This is a genomic window from Rhodococcus sp. W8901 (assembly GCF_013348805.1).
Lineage (GTDB): Bacteria > Actinomycetota > Actinomycetes > Mycobacteriales > Mycobacteriaceae > Prescottella.
Genome location: NZ_CP054690.1, coordinates 27,012 through 45,258, shown reverse-complemented (window position 1 = coordinate 45,258; position 18,247 = coordinate 27,012). Strand labels below are relative to the sequence as shown.

Here is an 18,247-nt window from a genome sequence, read left to right as displayed (position 1 = left end):
CGGCTCGGGTCGGGAAGTTGTCACCGGTGAAACGGTTCAGCGCGGCCGACTGAGAACACGGGCCCCTGCGTGCTCAAAGCGTCTCAGGCGGGTGCGATCGGTGGAAGCACGCCGGCAATATCCCTGTTACACAGCCGGACTAGCGTCACGCGCTATGTCCGCACTCACCGACGCGATCGCGCGCTCGTTCACCGTCCGTGAACCCGGGCGGCCTGCGCTGTCGCCGATGCGGGCGCTCGGCCGCCGGCAACTGTCGGGCGTCGAGGTGCTGGCGCAGTCGGTCGCGACCACCGCGCCGGCCGTGTCGATGGTGGTACTGCCGGTCACGATGCTCACCCACGGCCACCTGCTCGGCGGCATGCTCACGATCCTGGCCGCGACGGTCGCGGTCACCCTCATAGCATTCTGCCTCTCGCAGTTCACCCGACGCATGGCCGCGGCCGGCGGGCTCCACAGCTTCGCCTTCCGCGGATCCGGGTCACGGGCCGCCCTCACCGCGGCGGTCGCGATGCTGGTCAAGTACGTCGGCAGCGCCGTGATGACGCTCTACCACGGCGGGCAGGCGGTGATCGCGCTGTTCGCGTTCGCGGGCATCGGGGCACCGGCACCGATCGTGTATCCCGTTCTGGCGGTGTGCATCCTGCTGTGCCTGGTGCGCAGCGTGCGCTTCGCCGCGATCGCCATCCTGGCGATCGAGACCTGTTCACTCGCATTCATCGTGGGCCTGATGCTGTTCGGCGACAGCGCCTCCCAGGTCGCGATCGTCCCACCGACGTCGGGGCACGGGATGCTCGCGCTGATGCTCGCGGCGCTGTTCGCGCTCGCCGGATTCGAGAGCGCCGCCTTCTTCGGTCCCGAGGCCCGCCGACCGCTGGTGACCGTCACCCGCACCGTGCTGCTGACGCCGGTGATCTGCGGTTCGCTGTTCGTGCTCGCCGGATGGTCGGCGTGGACCGGGCGCAGCGACACCCTCGTCAACGCGTACCTGCACGGCACCGCGACCGGAGTGAGCCCGCTGGTGGTGATCGTGCTGAACGTCGGACTGTGCTGCTCGTGGCTCGCGTCGGCGATGGCGTCGTCGAATGCCGCGTCGCGCCTGGTGTATTCGCTCGGCGTCGAGCGGGTGCTGCCGTCGTGGTGTGCCCGCGTGCACCACTCCTTCCGCACGCCGGACGTCGCGCTGACGCTCGTGGTCGGCGTCGTCCTGCTCGGCGGCGGGACGTTCGCGATATTCGGCACCGGTGTCGTGTTCGGGGACCTGCGACTGGTGGTGCGCGGCGCGGTCATCGTCGCGTACGTCGTGGTGGCGGTGGCGTCGGTCCGGTTCCTGAGCCGGATCGGCGAGCAGACACCGGGAGTGCTCGCCGCCGGCGCGCTCGGCAGCGGCGCCGGGGTGGCGGTACTCGGATACCTGTTGTACGTCAACATGATCGACGCGTCGTACGTAGTGCCGATCGCGGTGATCGTGATCCTCGCTTCGGGGCTGTCGTGGCGCGCTCATCTACGTCGTCGCCGGCCCGACGCCCTGCTGCGGATGGGTGCATTCGACAGCGCCGAGACCGCCGACGTCCTGCCTGGAGCGGGGCTGTTCGCCGCCGACGCGACCGGGGAGACGATCCTGGTCGGCCGGGGCGGACGCTGATGGCGGTCCGCGACCTCGGCGGGAACGAACCGCGTGCGGTGCAGCGCGCCCTCGCACTGCTCGAGGCCGCCGCCCGACTGGGCTCCGGCGCGTCCGCGAAAGACATCGCGGCCCTGGCCGGCATCCCGCCGGCGACCGCCTATCGACTGCTGAACCTCCTCGTCGCCGACGGCTACCTCGTGCGGATCGCCGACCTGTCCGGGTTCGCCCTGGGCCGTCGCACCCGCGAACTGGCCGGGGCCGCAGAACAAGCCACCCCCGTCGACAACCGCGTCGTGCTCGAGGAGTTGCGCGCGCAGGTGCGGTACGGGGTGTACCTCGCGTCGTACACGGCCGGCCGGGTGCGCCTGGTGGACCGCGACCCCGACCACGAACTCAGCGGCGAGCGGACACTGGTGAACGCACCGCACGCGTCCGCGATCGGCAAACTGCTGCTCGCGTCGCGACCCGACCTGGTGTCCGGCCCGCTCCGGAAGGTCACCGCCCGCACCATCACCGACCCGGACACGTTGGAACTGGAACTGTCGGTGATCCGGCGCGGCGAGCCGGCCCGCGAGGTCGACGAGATCCGCGTCGGACGCTCCGCCCTCGCCGTGCCCGTGCACGACCGGGGGCGCGCCGTCGTCGGGTGCCTCGCCGCCATCGGCCCCACGGGGCGGCTCGCGGTCGACGACGACGAGCTCGTGGAGTTGCTGCGCGCCTACGCGGGGCGGGTGGTGGCGGGCGCGACCACCTGAGCAGACGCGGCCCGAAGTGGCGCCGAACCCGCAACCCAGCTGCGAGACTGCGGTGGTGACGCTCCAGGAACACCGCTCGGAACGCGTATCCACCGGTTGGATCACCGCAGCCTTCTGGGCGGCCGTCGCGTGGTCGGGGTACCTCCTGATCGGCGCTTCCCCGTGGTGGCATTGGGTGCTGTCCACCGCCGTCGGCGCCGCGCTCACCGTTGCCTGGTGGCGTGAACGCCGGCGCAGCAGGTACTGGCATCTGTTCGGGTTCACGTGTGCCGTCGTCGCCGCTCTGGCGCTTTCCGGCAGCGCGACAGCGATATTCGCGTCCTACTCGGTTCCGGCAGACAGTGTCGGTCAGACGGAGACCGTCTGCGGATCCGTGGTGAATCCGGTGCCTGCGGACGAACTGCGCGTGACGGTGGTGGCGTCCGGCGAACCGGTGGTGACATCACGGCCGATTCCCCGGAGCGAACTCGAGCGGGTGTGCAGCGACAACCGCCGGTACCGGATCCGCGATGCGACCGGGCTGGCACTGGTCGGCCTGCTCTTCGCGGCAAGATCGGCCGGGCATGTCCTCCCCCGCCGCAGCCGGGCGGGCTGTGTCCCCGTCACGCCGAGCTCCGGGCCGACGCGATCGACATCGGTGAGCGCCTGAAGGTGCTCGGGGACTGGCCCACTGATCCGGTCGGCGGTCGGTCAGGCATACAACCGGTCGACGAACGCGTTGATGTTCTCGCGGACCCGTTCCGTCTTCTCCTCCGGGCTGAGGTCCTCGCGGTACCGACTGCCGAGCGTGGGCTTCTTCCTGCCGCGTGCGTAGAGCGAGCAGGCCAGGTCGATGCACATGTAGATGCCCACCGAGTTCCCCGCCCGCCCCGACTCGCCCACCTTGTTCGCGGTCATGAGCGCGACACCGCCACGGGTGTGCGTGGTGAGGCAGATCGCGCACATCTGCGACTTGCCGGAGCCGTTCGGTTCGAACCGCATCGCGACGCCGACCGGGCCGTCGGCGCGGGGCAGAACCACGTAGCCGCGGCCGGGGAAGGCGGGATCGGTCCAGCCCAGGAAGTCCAGGTCGTCCCAGGGCCGGCCGTCCAGATCACGCGGCGCGGGCAGGCGCTTCGCGTCGCCTTTCGAACAGTTGACGAACGATGCGCGGAGGTCGCGTTCGGTGATCGGATCCATAGCAGGACCTATCCCTTCGATCGTTCGGACAGCTAATCACCGCCACGATACGACCGGCCCGGGGGACGAACAAACGATTATCCGCGGCATCGACGAGATCCGCGTCGGACGCTCGGCCTCGCCGTGCCCGTGCGCGACCGGGGGCGGGTGGTCGCGGGCGCTGCGCAGTCGGCCTGAGCGCCCACTCCTCGCCGCAAGCGACGGAATGCCGCGCCGATAGAGACGGAATGGGCGCAGAGGCTCATCGGACGCCCTGAACACGCAAAGATGACGTCATGCCGTTTCCTGATCCGTGGAACCACGACAGCCTGGTGTGGCGCATCCCGATGCACGACAGCGCCGCCGAACCGGACGGAAACCCGGCTTTCGACCCACCCGGGGCATGGGTGCGGGCACTCGGCGCTGTCGCACGCGATCTCCGATGCCTGCGGTACGGGCGGGAAGTGAACGTCGATCGTCTCGTCTGGGACTTCTCGCTCGACAGCGAGTACCACGTCTCGATCGGCTGGCAGGGCGTTCGAGGTGTCAGCGGCTTCAACGCCGGCCACGGTCTGACGATGGATGCCGAGTTCGGTGAAGCCGCAGTCGGGGCCGCCATCTGCTCGTACCTCGGCTGCGCGGAACGGAACCGGTCTGGGTGGATCCGCACGGCGACGTCAGGATCAGCCCCATCGGGGAACTCTGCGAACACGTCGACGACCGGTGGCCCGAAACGAAAACGAGGCCACGGACCCTTTCGAGTTCGTGACCTCGTTCATTGTGGGCGAAGGGGGACTTGAACCCCCACGTCCCGAAGGACACTGGCACCTGAAGCCAGCGCGTCTGCCATTCCGCCACTCGCCCGAGCGACGTGGAAAACACTAGCATGCACTCCTCAAAAATGACGATTCGTGCAGGTAGGGGGCGAAAAGCGAGGTTTCGGGTCGGCTACCGGACCGCCTCCGACAGGGCGTCCGGATATCATGCAGGGGCGGTGGCAGGCAGTATTGCCGCCGCGACACGCAGACAGACCGCGACCAACAACAGCAAGGTTATGCCGTGGGGATCGTTCAACGTTTCGAGCGCAAGCTTCAGGGGGCCGTCGGAGACGCCTTCGCGCGCGTCTTCGGCGGTGGCGTCGTACCTCAGGAAGTGGAAGCCGCGCTGCAGCGCGAGGCCACCGACCGCGTCCAGCAGCTCGACGGCGGCCACTACCTGGCCCCGAACAGTTACGTGATCACCATCAACGAGTCCGATCACGAGAAGCTGGCGTCGGATCACGAGCTGACTGTGAAATCTTTTGCGCGACACCTCGAGGGATACATCCGCGAACAGGGGTGGCAGACCTACGGTGACATCGACGTCCGTTTCGAGGCGTCACCGACACTGCACACCGGGCAGTTCCGCACGATGGGATCGGTCGATCCGGATGCACGCCGCGGCAAGGCCGCCGGATCCGGGCCCGACCCTCGGGCAGGACGCGCCCCCGTACCCGTATCACCGACCCCAGGAGCAGGCCCCATGACGCAGAACTCCGGTTACGAGCCCGGCCGCGAGCCCAGGGACGACCGCGGCCAGGACCGCGAGTACCCGCACAACGGCAGCGCGCACCCCGGACAGGATCAGCAGACGGCACCGGCCGCCGAGTACCAGCAGGACTACCAGCAGGGCTACGGCCAGCAGGCGTACGGGGCCGCACCGCAGGGCGGCTACCCGCAGGACGCCGGCTATCCGCAGGACGCGGGCTATCCGCAGCAGGGCGGCTACGACCAGGGCGGCTACCAGCAGGACTACCAGCAGCAGTACGACGCGCAGCAGCCGTACCCGGGCCAGTACCCCGGCTACCACCAGGACTACAACCAGCCCGGCTACGACCAGGGCTACCAGAACCAGGGATACGAGCAGGACTATCAGGGCGGCTACGACCAGCAGGGTTACAGCCAGCAGGGGTACGACCAGGGCTACCAGGGCGGCTACGAGCAGGCCGGCTACAACCAGGCCTACGGCCAGCAGGGGTACGACCAGGGCTACCAGGCCGGCTACGCCCCCGAGGCCGGGCGCACGCTCACCGCGACCCTGCAGCTCGAGGACGGCAGCGGGCGCTTCTACCAGCTCCGCGAGGGCAGCAACATCGTCGGACGCGGGCAGGACGCGCAGTTCCGCCTTCCCGACACCGGCGTGTCCCGGCGCCATCTCGACGTCCGCTGGGACGGCCAGGTCGCGATGCTGGCGGATCTGGGCTCCACCAACGGCACCACCGTCAACGGCGCGCCCATCCAGGACTGGCAGCTCGCCGACGGTGACGTGATTCGCGCCGGACACTCCGAAATCCTGGTGCGTATCCTCTGACCACCTAGGACACCTCGTACCAACAACGCGCGCCGCGGCTCGGGACACCGGGCCCGGCACAAGATCATGATCACCACCGGCGGCTTCCACATATGATGCAGCCAGCTGAAAACGCCCCGGCTGCGCATCCGCGCGGCCGTGCCCCCGAAGGAGGTGTCGAGCAGTGCAGGGACTGATTCTCCAACTGACGCGAGCTGGCTTCCTGCTGCTGCTCTGGCTCTTCGTCTGGGCCGTCATCAAGACGCTGCGCAGCGACATCTACGCCGGCGCCGGCGGTGGCCGGGTAGCGCCCCGGTACACCCGCACCGCGTCGGTGCTGCCGTCGCTCGGCCGACAGAAGGTGGCGAAGAATCTCGTGGTGACCCAGGGCGCCCTCGCGGGCACCCGCATCACGCTCGGCACGCAGCCGGTCCTCATCGGCCGTGCCGACGACTCGACGCTGGTCCTCACCGACGACTACGCGTCCACCCGCCACGCGCGCCTGTCGCCGCGCGGCGCCGACTGGTACGTCGAGGATCTGGGCTCCACCAACGGCACCTACCTGGATCGGGCGAAGGTCACCACCGCGGTGCGCGTCCCGCTGGGTACGCCGGTGCGTGTCGGCAAGACCGTGATCGAGCTCCGCCCGTGACCCTGGTTCTCCGCTACGCGGCCCGCAGCGACCGCGGTCTCGTCCGCGCCAACAACGAAGACTCCGTGTACGCCGGTGCCCGGCTGCTCGCGCTCGCCGACGGCATGGGCGGGCACGCGGCCGGTGAGGTCGCGTCGCAGCTGATGATCGCCGCGCTGGCCCACCTCGACGACGACGAGCCCGGCGAGGATCTACTCGGCAAGCTCGACGCGGCCACCCACGAGGGCAACGCGACGATCGCCGACCAGGTCGAGGAAGATCCCGAGCTCGAGGGCATGGGCACCACGCTCACCGCGATCCTGTTCGCGGGCAGCAGGCTGGGCCTGGTGCACATCGGCGATTCGCGCGCCTACCTGCTGCGCGACGACCAGCTCACCCAGATCACCCGCGACGACACGTTCGTCCAGTCCCTCGTCGACGAGGGCCGCATCACCGCCGAGCAGGCGCACACCCACCCGCAGCGGTCGCTGATCATGCGTGCGCTCACCGGCAACGAGATCGAGCCGACGCTGACGATGCGCGAGGCCCGCGCCGGCGACCGGTACCTGCTGTGCTCGGACGGCCTGTCCGACGTCGTCAGCGACGAGACCATCGCGAACACGATGCGCGAGGGCACCAACGACGAATGCGCCGATCGCCTCATCGAGCTGGCGTTGCGCAGCGGCGGTCCCGACAATGTGACGGTCATCGTCGCCGACGTCATCGACCTGGACTACGGCCAGAGTCACCCCATCGTGGGCGGCGCGGCCTCCGACGACGACGACGAGGACACCCCGCCGCCGAACACCGCCGCCGGCCGGGCCGCCGCGATGCGCCCGCCGCGCGCCACCCCCAAGCGCGTCGCACCGGCGCCGGAGGCCCCGCCGAAGAAGTCGCACAAGCTGCGCTGGACCCTGGTCGGCCTCGGGTTGATCGTGGTCGTCGTGGTCGGTCTGATCGTGGGCCGGACGATGATCCGCAGCTACTACTACGTGGGCGCCTCCGACGACCGGGTCACGGTCCTGCGCGGGATCCCCGGTTCGGTACTCGGCTACCAACTGCAGAAGAGCGCGCTCGTCGGCTGTGTCGCGGACGACGGCACCCTCACGCTCGTCGACCCCGACCAGCTCCCCACCGAATGCCGGGTGATGAAGGTCGAGGACCTGCAGCCGTCCGCGCGTGAACAGGTCCGGGCCGGTCTGCCGTCGGGCACCAAGGACGACGCCACCGAGCAGATGCGCCGGCTCGCCGCCAGCGATCTGCTGCCGGTATGCACGCCCGAGCCCGCACCCGCGCCCACTCCGGCTCCCGCCCCTGCGCCCGCCCCCGGCCCCCACCGGCGAACCGGCACCCCCGGCGCCGACCCCGGAGGGCGCGCCGCCGCCGGCCGCTCCCCCGGCCGAGCCGGCACCGGCGCCGATCGAACAGGTCCCCGGCCAGAACTGCAGGACCGGTAGCTGATGTCCACGTCCGACGCTCCGTTCCCCAGCCCGCCCGGCGGGTTCGCTCCCCCGCCGGTCCAGTCGACCCGGCGGAACACCGAACTACTGCTGATCTGCTGCGCCATCGTCGTCACGACGGTGTCGTTGGTGTTGGTGGAGGCCAGCCAGGAGCAGACCCTGACGTGGGACCTGGCCAAGTACGGGCTGGCCTACGCGGCGATGTTCCTCGTCGCGCACCTCGCGGTGCGCCGGTACGCGCCGTACGCCGATCCGCTGCTGCTGCCGATCGTCGCCCTGCTCAACGGGCTCGGCCTGGTGCTGATCCATCGACTCGACCTCGCGGACGCCGAGAACGCGGTGTACCAAGGGCTGCCGATCCCGTCGCCCGACGCCAACCAGCAGGTGATGTGGACGGCACTCGCGCTCGGCGGTTTCATCGCCGTGCTGATCCTGCTGCGGGACTACCGACTCCTCGCCCGCTACAGCTACACGGTGGGACTCGCGGGCCTGGTACTGCTCGCGATCCCGGCGCTGCTGCCGGCGCGTTTCTCCGAGGTCAACGGCGCCAAGATCTGGATCCGGCTGCCGGGCTTCAGCATCCAGCCGGGCGAGTTCGCGAAGATCCTGCTGATCATCTTCTTCGCGGCGGTGCTGGTCGCCAAGCGCGATCTGTTCACCACCGCGGGCCGTCACTTCTTCGGCATGGACCTGCCCCGCGCCCGCGACCTCGGCCCGATCCTGGTGGCATGGGTCGTCTCGGTCGGCATCATGGTGTTCGAGAAGGACCTCGGTACGTCGCTGCTGATCTTCGGCACCGTGCTGGTGATGCTCTACATCGCGACCGAACGCGTCGGCTGGCTGCTGATCGGCGGGGTCCTGCTGATCATCGGGTTCTTCTTCGCGTACCAGATGTTCGGGCACGTCCGGGTGCGCGTGGACACGTGGATCGACCCGCTCGGCGACTACCAGAACACCGGCTACCAGATCTCGCAGTCGCTGTTCGGGCTCGCGACCGGCGGCGTCGCCGGCACCGGTCTGGGCAGCGGACGCCCGTCACAGGTGCCGTTCGCCAAGACCGACTTCATCATCGCCGCTATCGGTGAGGAGTTGGGCCTGATCGGCCTGGCCGCGATCCTCATGCTGTTCCTGATCCTCGTGATCCGCGGGCTGCGGACCGCGCTCGCGGTGCGCGACAGCTTCGGCAAGCTGCTCGCGGCCGGCCTGTCGTTCACGATCGCGATCCAGCTGTTCGTGGTGGTCGGCGGCGTCACCAAGCTGATCCCCCTCACCGGTCTCACCACACCGTTCATGTCGTACGGTGGGTCGTCCCTGCTCGCGAACTACCTGCTGCTGGCACTGCTGATGAAGATCTCCGACGCGGCCCGCACCCCCGCAGCCCCCAAGAAGAAGGGGCCCGCACCCATTGCGGACGCCCCGACGGAAATGCTGGGTCGCCAATGAACACTCCCCTGCGCCGCGTCGCGCTGGCCGTCATGGTGATGGTCGTCGCGCTGCTCGCCAACGCCACCTACGTGCAGGTCATCAAGGCCGACGATCTGCGCAACGACCCGCGGAACTCGCGCGTGCTGCTCGACGAGTACTCGCGCCAGCGTGGTCAGATCTCCGCCGGCGGGCAGGTGCTGGCGTCGTCGGTGCCCACCGACGACCGCTACAAGTACCTGCGCACCTATCCGCCGAACCCGGCGGCGCCGTCGAGCCCGCTCGCGAACGCCCCGGTCACCGGCTTCTACTCGATGCAGTACGGCAGCGCGGGCCTCGAGAAGGCCGAGGACCCGGTCCTCAACGGCTCCGACAACCGCCTGTTCAGCAAGCGGTTCTTCGACCTCGTCTCGGGCCGCGATCCGCGCGGCGGCAACGTCGTGAGCACGATCGACCCGGTGATGCAGCAGGTCGCGTACGACGAGCTGACCGCGAAGGGCTACACCGGTTCGGTCGTCGCGATCGAACCGAGCACCGGCAACATCCTCGCGATGGCCAGCACCCCCAGCTACGACCCCAACCGGCTCTCCGGCCACGACGGCGCCGAGACGTCCGCGGCGTGGGACGAGCTCAGCTCCGATCCGGACAAGCCGATGCTCAACCGCGCGGTGTCGGCGACGTACCCGCCGGGGTCGACGTTCAAGGTCGTGGTCACGGCGGCCGCGCTCGAGAACGGCGCCAACCCGGACGAGCAGCTGACGGCCGCACCGAACATCACGCTGCCCGGCACGTCGACCACGCTCGAGAACTACAACGGCACCACGTGCGGCGGCGGGCCGACGGCGTCGCTGCGGGAGGCGTTCGCCCGCTCGTGCAACACCGCGTTCGTCGAGCTCGGCATCAAGACCGGATCCGACGCGCTCGCCGAGCAGGCGTCGGCGTTCGGTATCGGACCGGGCACTCCGGGCATCCCGATCCCGGTGGCGGACAGCACCATCGGCCCCATCCCCGACGACGCCGCGCTCGGCCAGTCCAGCATCGGGCAGCGTGACGTCGCGCTCACTCCGTTGCAGAACGCGGAGATCGCGGCCACCATCGCCAACGGGGGCATGCGGATGGAGTCGCACCTGGTGTCGCAGCTGCAAGGACCGGACCTGTCGAACCTGGCGACCACGTCGCCGAAGTCGCTGGGCCGGGCCGTGTCGCCCGAGGTGGCGGCGACGCTGACGCAGCTGATGATCGGCTCCGAGAACAACACGGCCGGCGGCGGGAAGATCCCGGGCGTCCAGATCGCCTCCAAGACGGGCACCGCCGAGCACGGCAACGATCCGCGCAACACCCCGCCGCACGCCTGGTACATCGGGTTCGCGCCGGCACAGAACCCGACCGTCGCGATCGCGGTCATCGTCGAGGACGGCGGCGACCGCGCGCTCGCCGCGACCGGCGGATCGGTCGCGGCGCCGATCGGGCGGGCCGTCATCGCGGCCGGATTGCAGAGGGGTTGAGCCATGTCGTTGACGAACGGATCGGTGATCGGCGGGCGCTACCGCCTGCAACGGCTGATAGCGACCGGCGGCATGGGTCAGGTGTGGGAGGCCACCGACAGCCGCCTCGACCGTCGGGTCGCGGTGAAGGTACTCAAGGCCGAGTTCTCGTCCGACCCCGAGTTCCTCGAGCGGTTCCGCATCGAGGCCCGCACCACCGCGCAGCTCAACCATCCGGGCATCGCCGGCGTGTACGACTACGGCGAGACCCGTGACGAGGCCGGCGCCAACCTGGCGTACCTGGTGATGGAACTGGTCGCGGGTGAGCCGCTCAACGCGGTGCTCGCGCGCGTCGGTCGGCTGTCGATTCCGCATGCCCTGGACATGCTCGAGCAGACCGGACGCGCGCTGCAGGTCGCGCATTCGGCGGGCGTCGTGCACCGCGACGTCAAGCCCGGCAACATCCTGATCACCCCCACCGGCCAGGTGAAGATCACCGACTTCGGCATCGCGAAGGCCGTCGACGCCTCGCCGGTCACCCGCACCGGCATGGTGATGGGCACCGCGCAGTACATCGCGCCCGAGCAGGCCCTGGGCCAGGAGGCGACCGCCGCCAGCGACGTGTACTCGCTCGGTGTGGTCGGCTACGAGGCGCTGTCGGGCCGACGCCCCTTCGGTGGCGGCGGCACCCTGACGGTGGCGATGAAGCATGTGCAGGAACCGCCGGAGCCGATGCCGGCCGAACTGCCGGCCCCGATCCGCGAGCTGATCGACATCACGCTGACAAAGGATCCGGCGGGCCGGTACTCGAACGGCGGCGAGTTCGCCGACGCCGTGGCCGCCGTCCGCGCCGGTCGCCGCCCGCCGCCGCCCGGTCGGGTACCGACCGGCGCGACCAGCGTGGTGGCCCCGGTCCCGGTCGCCGCTCCCACCGCGATGATGCCGACGCAGCAGCGCAACTACACCGGTGACACCGGCCAGATCCCGGACCCGGAGGACGGGGACGGCGGTTGGACCAGCGGTCAGAAGGCGATCGCGTGGGCCGGTGGCGCGCTGCTCACGCTGGCCTCCCTCGCGGCGCTCGGCATGCTGTTCTTCGACGGCGGGTCGAAGGAACCGTCGACCCCGCCGGTGGTGACATCGACATCGACGTCGAAGGCGCCGGCGACGACGACGCGGACCACGCCGCCGACCACCACGAGGACGACGACCACCACACCGCCGCCGGTCACGACGACCACCACGACAACGCCGCCGCCGACCACAACCACGACGACGACACCGCCGCCGACTACGACGACCACCACACCGCCGCAGACGACGACCACCACGACGGCACCGACCACAACCACCACCACGACGGCCACCACCACCACGGCCACACAAGGACAGCCATGACGACACCGCGCAATCTCTCCTCCCGGTACGAGCTGGGCGAGATTCTCGGGTTCGGCGGGATGTCCGAGGTGCATCTCGGACGGGACCTGCGTCTGAGCCGGGATGTCGCGATCAAGGTGCTGCGCGCCGACCTCGCCCGCGACCCCACGTTCTACCTGCGGTTCCGCCGCGAAGCGCAGAACGCGGCCGCGCTGAACCATCCGGCGATCGTCGCGGTGTACGACACCGGCGAGGCCGAGACGGACGCCGGGCCGCTGCCGTACATCGTCATGGAGTACGTCGACGGCGACACCCTGCGCGACCTCATCCGCACCGAGGGTCCGCTGCAGCCGCGCCGGGCGATGGAGATCATCGCCGACGTGTGCGCGGCCCTGGACTTCAGTCACCGCAACGGCATCGTGCACCGCGACATCAAGCCCGCCAACATCATGATCAACCGCGCGGGCGCGGTGAAGGTGATGGACTTCGGCATCGCGCGCGCCATCGCGGACAGCTCGAGCCCGATGACGCAGACCGCGGCCGTGATCGGTACCGCGCAGTACCTGTCGCCCGAGCAGGCCCGCGGCGATCAGGTGGACGCCCGCTCGGACGTCTACTCGCTGGGCTGTGTGCTGTTCGAGGTCCTCACCGGTGAGCCCCCGTTCAAGGGTGATTCGCCGGTCGCCGTCGCGTACCAGCATGTAAGGGAGGATCCCAAGCTGCCGTCGCTGGTCAATCCCGCGGTGCCGCGCGCGATGGACTCGGTGATCCTCAAGGCGATGGCCAAGAATCCCGCCAACCGGTACCAGAGCGCCGCGGAGTTGCGCAGCGACCTGGTGCGGGTGCTGGGCGGTCAGCGTCCGAGCGCCCCGATGGTGCTGACCGACGAGGACCGGACCACGATGTTCGGCGCCGTGGACGGCGGCGCGGGCACCGGAGCGGGATACCAGGCCGAGCCGGCGCGGACGGCCACGGCCACCGCCGCTCCGGCCGCGATCCCGGCGTCGGCGCCCCCAGTGAAGAAGCGCAACACCACCCGCAACGTGCTGGTCGCGCTCGCGGCACTCGTCGTCGTCGGCATCATCGGCGTGTTCACCTTCTCGCTGTTGTCGACGCCGACGAAGGTCACGGTGCCGACCGTCGCGGGGCTGAGCGCGCAGGAGGCCGAGGCCAAGCTGCGCACCGTCAACCTCGACACCACCATCCAGTCCCGGCCCGACGCGGTGGTCGCGAACGGCAATGTCATCGGAACCAATCCCACGTCGGGCAGTTCGGTGGACGAGAACAGCACCGTCACGCTGGTGGTGTCGTCGGGCCCCGAGCAGGTACAGGTGCCCAAACTGGCCGGTCTGACGCAGGACGAGGCGATTCAGGCGCTCAACGCGGCCGGTCTGCGCCTCGACGACACGGTCGAGCGCACGCCGTCCGACCCGAGTCAGCTGGACATGGTCGTCGGCCAGGAGCCGTCGGCCGGAGCGAAGACCAACCTGGACTCCACCGTCGTGGTCGTCCTCGGCTCGGGCCCCGAGCAGGTGCGGGTGCCGAACGTCGTGGGGCAGACGATCGACGTGGCGCAGCCCAACATCGAGGGCGCGGGCTTCAAGGTCGAGGTCGAGAAGGTGGACTCGGGCAAGCCCGAGGGCCAGGTGATCTCCTCGTCCCCGTCCGGCGGATCGAGCGCCGCGAAGGGCGACACGATCACCGTCCGCGTCTCCAACGGCAAGCTGTTCACGATGCCGAGCCTGACCGAGATGACGATCTCGCAGGCGCTGGAAGCGCTGCGCAAGGCCGGCTGGACCGGGTCGTCGAATCAGCTGTCGCAGACCAAGCAGCAGACGCTCGACACCGATCTGGTGGGCAAGATCCTCACCCAGTCGCAGCCCCCGGGCAGCGACGTCGCCAAGGACGCGCCGCTGTCGGTGGGCGTCGGCGAGTTCGGGATTCCCCGCTAGTCGACCGGAACGGTCGCTGGGCGGTCAGCGCGTGAGCGCGTCCCCCAGCGACCGGGCGACCTCGTCCTCGAGCGTCGCGACCAGCGTCTCGGCCGGTGCCTGGCCGCACACGCCGAGCCAGTTCGCGAGCATCCGGTGCCCGCCCTGTGTCAGCACCGACTCCGGATGGAACTGGACGCCGTGGATGGGCAGCTCGCGGTGCCGCATCGCCATCACGATGCCGCTGTCGGTGTGCGCGGTGACCTCCAGTTCGGCGGGGATGGTGTCCGGGGCGACGGTCAGCGAGTGGTAGCGGGTGGCGGTGAACGGGTCGGGCAGGCCGGCGAGGACACCGCCGCCGTTGTGGTGGACGATGCTGGTCTTGCCGTGCAGCAGTTCGGGCGCGCGGTCGACCGTGGCGCCGAATGCCGCGCCGATCGCCTGGTGCCCGAGGCACACGCCCAGCAGCGGTGTCTGCGCGGAGGCGCAGGCTCCTACCAGCGGCATCGTCGCGCCGGCCCGCTGCGGGGTGCCGGGGCCGGGGCTGAGCAGGATGCCGTCGAAGTCGGCGGCGGCGGCCGCGATCGCGTCGTCCCCGGTCAGCCGGGGGTCGTCGTTGCGCCACACTTCGGCCTGCGTCCCGAGCTGACCCAGGTACTGGACCAGGTTGAACACGAAGCTGTCGTAGTTGTCGACGACCAGAATGCGCATGGGAAGAAGAGTAATGCGCGGGATCGGGCGGTTGCTACGCGACCGGCTGCGCGTACTCGGTGTGCAGCTGCCCGGTGTATGCGGGAACCGTCAGGTGGCCGGATTCCTGCTGGGTGTATCCCAGGCCGTAGCGGACGGCGTACTGCTTGAACGTCTTGATGCCGGGCTCGTTCGCGAGGGTCGCGGCGAGCCGGGCCGGGTCGCCGATCGCGGTCACCACGTACGGCGGGCTGTACGTGCGCCCGTGCAGCAGCAGCGTGTTCCCGATGCACCGCGGCGCCGATGTGTTCACGATCCGCTGGTCCTGCATCGCGATCGCCTCGGCGCCACCTGTCCACAGCGCGTTGAGCACGCTCTGCACATCCTGTTGGTGGACCACGAGGTCGTCGGGCGACGCCCCGGCCGGGTACTTGCCGTCGGCGTCGCGGGGGGCGTCGGTGAGGGTGACGACGACACCGGGCCCGGTGAGGGCGGTCAGCCCGGCCGCGGAGGCAAGCGCGCGGCTCTGGTCCAGCGCCTCGGCGACTCGGGTGTCGGTGCCGGCCGCATTCTCCTGCAGGTCCTGTACCTGCGCGGCCAGCTCGTCACGGGTGCGGGCGGCGGCGTCCGCCTCGGTCTGGGCACGGCGCACGAGGTCGGACAAACGGGTCGAATCGGCGGCGCGGATTTCGTTGCCGTGCGAGACTTGCCGCGTGGTCGCCAGCAGTAGCCCCGCGACCAGGCAGACCACGAGGACGGCAATCGGCCAGAAGCCGAACCGCGGGCGGTTGCCCTGCGGCTCCTCCTCGACGTCCGGCACCCTCGACCACCACTCCCACCACGGACGATTCGGTGCGCGACCGGTCCTGGCTGTGCTTGTTTGAGTTAGCGTGTATTACACAACAGGTACTGCCGAATGTACCTTGTCGGCCCGGACCGATCCGGGCACCGCGCTCGCCGCGCGACCGATCCGCCCCGAGCCCGCTGGGCCCATCCACACGAATAAGGAAGTCATGCCGAAGTCGAAGGTCCGGAAGAAGACCGACTACACGATCAATCCCGCGAACCGCACCCCGGTGAAGGTGAAGGCCGGGCCGTCGAGCGCGCTGTACGTGTCGGTGATGCTCGGATTCATGCTGGTCGGACTGGCCTGGCTGATTGTGTACTACCTCGCGGGCGAAAACCTCACATGGATGAACAACTTGGGGGCCTACAACTTCCTCATCGGCTTCGGCTTCATGGTCGTGGGCCTGATCATGACGATGAGATGGCGTTGACCTGCCGGTCTGTTTCAGCGGCCGAGTTATCCCCAGGCAGTCAATTACACGCGTGTTATTCATCCCCAGTGTGGATAACCCCTGTGGATAACGGGGGTACTTGTCCACATGCCTGAGGATGAAGTCGATCATGAACCGCCGCTCGAGTGGTCTACCCCACTCGGCGCGGTGGTGGCTCTCGCCGCCGGCGGCATCGCCATGCTCCTCGCGGCGCTGCTGCTGGGACTCGACGCGCCGGGACAGTTCCTGGCCGTGCTGGCCGCGGTCGGGATGTTCGTGCTCGCCGGTCTCGGCGCAAGACAGCGCCCCAAACTCGCGATCGTGCGCGCCGCCGGTGGCGCGGGCGGCTCCGCCGTCGCGGTGACGCGGTTGACGGGCCGGCGCACGTACCGGCCCGACGACATCGCCCGGATCCGCATCGTCCGCTACCCGCGGCTCGGCCGGCGGGTGCCGATGCTCGAGATCGACGCCGTCGATCCCGACGGCGCCGAACGTCTGCTGATCTTCGGACGCTGGGACCTGGGCGTCGACCCGGTGGTGGTGTTCGACGCCCTGTCCGTGCACCGACTGGTGCCGCCGGAGGATCGGGCCGCGGGCAGCGACTGACCGGCGCTACGGTCAGATGGCGGCGACGGCGGCAGCGGTGACGACCAGCGTCAGCAGTCCGACGCCACCGAGGGCGAACCAACCGGCGGTGCCGGCGGTCTTGCGGTCCCTGGCGCCGACAGCACCCGGGACGTACAGGAGGGCAGCGGTCGCGGCGGCACCGGCGACCAGGCCGCCCATGTGCCCCCACAGGGAGATCCCGGGGATCGTGACGCTGATGATCACGTTGATCGCGATGACCGCCAGCACCGGCATCGGACTGCGCTTGAGCCGGAGCAGGATCACCGCCTGCGCACCGAGCAGACCGAAGATCGCGCCCGACGCGCCCGCGGTGGGGATCAGCGGGTCGAGCATCAGTACGGACGCCGATCCGCCGAGCAGCGCGATCACATAGACCGCGAGGTAGCGCGCCCGCCCGAGCACCATCTCGGTGTCCCGGCCGATCACGTACAGCGCGAACATGTTGACGGCCAGATGCATCAGGCCGATGTGCAGGAATCCGCTGGTGACGATGCGGCTGAACTCGCCGGCGGCGACGGCCGGACCCCACAGCACCCAGTCGAGGAACAGCGGCGACGCGATGTGGTTGTCCATCACGCTGCGGGACTGCACGGCGGTGACCGCGAAGATCAGCACGTTGACCGCGATCAGGACGTACGTCAGCAGCGGCGTCGGCAGTTGCGTGCGTACCGGTGCACCGGCGACGGTACGTGCCTGCGGCACATCACGCTGACCAGCGGCGACACAGTCGACGCACTGGTGGCCGACGGAGGCGGCACGCAGGCAGTCCGGGCACGCCGGACGACCGCAGCGGGTGCAGGAGAGGGCGGTGGGACGATCGGGGTGGTGCACGCACCTCGGCTGAGGTGGCGGGGTGCCCTCGCTCGCCGTGCCACCCCAGCCGGGGTTCGTCATTCGTGGATCCTTACGCGATGGTGATGTTGTTGATCACGACGTCGTCGACCGGGCGGTCGCCGCGGTCCGTCGCGGTGGTGGCGATGGCGTCGACGACCTTCTTCGACTCCTCGTCCAGCACCTCACCGAAGATGGTGTGGCGGCGGTTCAGGTGCGGGGTGGGGCCGACGGTGATGAAGAACTGCGAGCCGTTGGTGCCCGGGCCGGCGTTGGCCATGGCCAGCAGGTAGCCGCGGTCGAACTGCAGCTCCGGGTGGAACTCGTCGCCGAACTTGTAGCCCGGGCCGCCGCGACCGGTGCCGGTCGGGTCGCCGCCCTGGATCATGAAGCCGTCGATGACGCGGTGGAAGACGGCGCCGTCGTAGAACGGGCCGGAGGCCTCGCCCTTGGCGTTCTGCGTGGAGTACTCCTTGGAACCGTCGGCCAGGCCGACGAAGTTCTCGACGGTCTTCGGCGCGTGGTTACCGAACAGGGCGATCTTGATGTCGCCGCGGTTGGTGTGCAGCGTTGCGGTAGCAGTCTGTGAAGTCACCCCCCTATCGTGCCATTGCGCTCCGGGCGACGTGTGCGAGCTGTGTAAGGGTGGAGG

16 protein-coding genes, 1 tRNA gene and 1 pseudogene are annotated in these 18,247 nt (G+C 69.7%); 12 read left to right on the top strand and 6 right to left on the bottom strand.

Annotated features, from left to right (window positions below):
* Nucleotides 1–154: 154 nt before the first annotated feature.
* From HUN07_RS00220 to HUN07_RS00210, 3 genes are read left to right on the top strand one after another with little or no spacing between them, the layout of a single operon-like run.
* Nucleotides 155–1,642, top strand: coding sequence for an APC family permease (locus HUN07_RS00220; protein ID WP_174907209.1), 1,488 nt, complete (start codon nt 155–157; stop codon nt 1,640–1,642).
* The gene (locus HUN07_RS00215) at nt 1,642–2,379 is read left to right on the top strand and encodes an IclR family transcriptional regulator (RefSeq protein WP_174907207.1); all 738 of its coding nucleotides are present in this window, start codon (nt 1,642–1,644) and stop codon (nt 2,377–2,379) included. The genes HUN07_RS00220 and HUN07_RS00215 overlap by 1 nt, the downstream gene beginning before the upstream one ends.
* A gap of 55 nt (nt 2,380–2,434) precedes the next feature.
* Complete coding sequence (locus HUN07_RS00210) at nt 2,435–3,028, top strand: hypothetical protein (protein WP_174907205.1); 594 nt, start codon at nt 2,435–2,437, stop codon at nt 3,026–3,028.
* Nucleotides 3,029–3,069: 41 nt separating this feature from the next.
* Here the strand turns inward: HUN07_RS00210 and HUN07_RS00205 are convergent, their stop codons facing one another.
* Both HUN07_RS00205 and HUN07_RS00200 read right to left on the bottom strand, forming a co-directional pair.
* Nucleotides 3,070–3,558 carry an FBP domain-containing protein gene (locus HUN07_RS00205; protein ID WP_174907203.1) on the bottom strand — a complete coding sequence of 163 codons (489 nt, stop codon included), beginning with the start codon at nt 3,556–3,558 and terminating at the stop codon, nt 3,070–3,072.
* Between the two features lie 760 nt (nt 3,559–4,318).
* Nucleotides 4,319–4,401 (bottom strand) — tRNA-Leu (locus HUN07_RS00200).
* A gap of 195 nt (nt 4,402–4,596) precedes the next feature.
* On the opposite strand from HUN07_RS00200, the gene HUN07_RS00195 reads away from it, so the two are divergent.
* From HUN07_RS00195 to pknB, 7 genes and pseudogenes are all read left to right on the top strand, one after another.
* Nucleotides 4,597–5,886, top strand: a complete 1,290-nt coding sequence (locus tag HUN07_RS00195) for an FhaA domain-containing protein (RefSeq protein ID WP_174907201.1) — start codon at nt 4,597–4,599, stop codon at nt 5,884–5,886.
* Between the two features lie 163 nt (nt 5,887–6,049).
* Complete coding sequence (locus tag HUN07_RS00190; protein WP_114720329.1) at nt 6,050–6,517, top strand: FHA domain-containing protein FhaB/FipA; 468 nt, start codon at nt 6,050–6,052, stop codon at nt 6,515–6,517.
* Nucleotides 6,514–7,957, top strand: a pseudogene (locus tag HUN07_RS00185) (protein phosphatase 2C domain-containing protein). The gene HUN07_RS00190 and the pseudogene HUN07_RS00185 overlap by 4 nt, the downstream one beginning before the upstream one ends.
* Complete coding sequence (locus HUN07_RS00180) at nt 7,957–9,399, top strand: FtsW/RodA/SpoVE family cell cycle protein (protein WP_174907199.1); 1,443 nt, start codon at nt 7,957–7,959, stop codon at nt 9,397–9,399. Before HUN07_RS00185 ends, HUN07_RS00180 begins: the two are co-directional and overlap by 1 nt.
* A complete protein-coding gene (locus tag HUN07_RS00175; protein WP_174907197.1) occupies nt 9,396–10,883 on the top strand; it encodes a peptidoglycan D,D-transpeptidase FtsI family protein in 1,488 nt (495 codons plus the stop codon). Before HUN07_RS00180 ends, HUN07_RS00175 begins: the two co-directional genes overlap by 4 nt.
* A 3-nt stretch (nt 10,884–10,886) precedes the next feature.
* Complete coding sequence (locus tag HUN07_RS00170; protein ID WP_174907195.1) at nt 10,887–12,260, top strand: serine/threonine-protein kinase; 1,374 nt, start codon at nt 10,887–10,889, stop codon at nt 12,258–12,260.
* Nucleotides 12,257–14,191, top strand: coding sequence for a Stk1 family PASTA domain-containing Ser/Thr kinase (gene pknB / locus HUN07_RS00165; RefSeq protein ID WP_174907193.1), 1,935 nt, complete (start codon nt 12,257–12,259; stop codon nt 14,189–14,191). Before HUN07_RS00170 ends, pknB begins: the two co-directional genes overlap by 4 nt.
* Nucleotides 14,192–14,215: 24 nt before the next feature.
* Here the strand turns inward: pknB and HUN07_RS00160 are convergent, their stop codons facing one another.
* Nucleotides 14,216–14,881 carry an aminodeoxychorismate/anthranilate synthase component II gene (locus HUN07_RS00160; protein ID WP_174907191.1) on the bottom strand — a complete coding sequence of 222 codons (666 nt, stop codon included), beginning with the start codon at nt 14,879–14,881 and terminating at the stop codon, nt 14,216–14,218.
* A 34-nt stretch (nt 14,882–14,915) separates the two neighbouring features.
* A complete protein-coding gene (locus tag HUN07_RS00155; protein ID WP_114720315.1) occupies nt 14,916–15,680 on the bottom strand; it encodes a DUF881 domain-containing protein in 765 nt (254 codons plus the stop codon).
* 193 nt (nt 15,681–15,873) lie between these two features.
* Between HUN07_RS00155 and crgA the strand changes: the two genes are divergently transcribed.
* Complete coding sequence (gene crgA, locus HUN07_RS00150; protein ID WP_114720478.1) at nt 15,874–16,137, top strand: cell division protein CrgA; 264 nt, start codon at nt 15,874–15,876, stop codon at nt 16,135–16,137.
* 108 nt (nt 16,138–16,245) lie between these two features.
* Nucleotides 16,246–16,743, top strand: a complete 498-nt coding sequence (locus tag HUN07_RS00145; RefSeq protein ID WP_174907189.1) for a PH domain-containing protein — start codon at nt 16,246–16,248, stop codon at nt 16,741–16,743.
* A gap of 12 nt (nt 16,744–16,755) precedes the next feature.
* On the opposite strand, the gene HUN07_RS00140 is transcribed toward HUN07_RS00145, so the two are convergent.
* Nucleotides 16,756–17,658, bottom strand: a complete 903-nt coding sequence (locus tag HUN07_RS00140) for a rhomboid family intramembrane serine protease (RefSeq protein ID WP_114720311.1) — start codon at nt 17,656–17,658, stop codon at nt 16,756–16,758.
* A 10-nt stretch (nt 17,659–17,668) separates the two neighbouring features.
* Nucleotides 17,669–18,190 carry a peptidylprolyl isomerase gene (locus HUN07_RS00135; protein ID WP_114720309.1) on the bottom strand — a complete coding sequence of 174 codons (522 nt, stop codon included), beginning with the start codon at nt 18,188–18,190 and terminating at the stop codon, nt 17,669–17,671.
* Between the last annotated feature and the right edge of the window lie 57 nt (nt 18,191–18,247).